The following is an 816-nucleotide window of genomic DNA, read 5'->3' as shown; positions in this document are numbered from 1 at the left end:
ATATGTTTTTGGATTATTACAGTCAGTGGGTACCATTAATTAAATAAATGTAACAAGATTGTTATTTGGCAGTCAATTCCTCCAACTAATTCAGGAAGGTCAACAGGTTGATCAATTGATAGAGAATGGAGGCGTGGATTTACTCAAAAAATCCACACCGGTACAGGAGAATGCCCTCAACATTCAATGGTACAGGCTTTCGCGCCCTAACCCTTTTTCAGTAGGAATTATTATTATGCTGCTGGAAATCGTACTTGCATGGGGATGGGCAACATTAATATTTCACTTTAAGCTCCCAGTAGAATTAAGCGCTCTTTTTTTGTATTCCATTACACCATTCATGTGTATATTCATTGTTTTAATACCATATGGATTAGGGCGCGGATATATCAGCGGCTTACTCCTTATATATTGCTTTCATCTTTTTAATATCCTGCTGACTTCGGCTGTCTTTCTTTTGATACTCATAAAATCAGTAGAGCTTAATGAATGGATGAAGCAACTTTACTTCTTCCCCTTACAGTTACTGGTTATTTATTTATGCCGACACACAATAAACAGTAACTCATTTTATAAAATAATATCATTCTTCCGTACCACACGCCTGCTTGTTGAAGCTAAAAAGGCAAGAGAAAAGCTGCAGAGCACTAAATAACCGCCACGAATTACGTTCTTTTTTCATATTTACCATGATGTATCTATAGCGGTAATATGGAGCAGACTCGTCTGTTCGAAGGTATTATAAAACAGCTTAACCTGGGGATTTCCAACAAAACGATGAAAGCGATGATCCGTGCCGGAAAATATCCCAGACGA

The 816-nt window shown here is 37.5% G+C and carries 1 protein-coding gene; it reads left to right on the top strand.

Translation table 11 applies throughout. The annotated features are described in order from the left end of the window. The first annotated feature begins 133 nt into the window (after nt 1–133). Entirely contained in the window at nt 134–655 is a 522-nt protein-coding gene (locus tag FDX22_RS20665; protein ID WP_146717701.1) for a hypothetical protein, read from the top strand. Nucleotides 656–816 lie beyond the last annotated feature (161 nt).

The organism is Citrobacter sp. TBCS-14 (assembly GCF_005280805.1).
Taxonomy (GTDB): Bacteria; Pseudomonadota; Gammaproteobacteria; order Enterobacterales; family Enterobacteriaceae; genus Citrobacter; species Citrobacter gillenii.
This window is presented reverse-complemented; position numbering and strand designations above follow the sequence as displayed.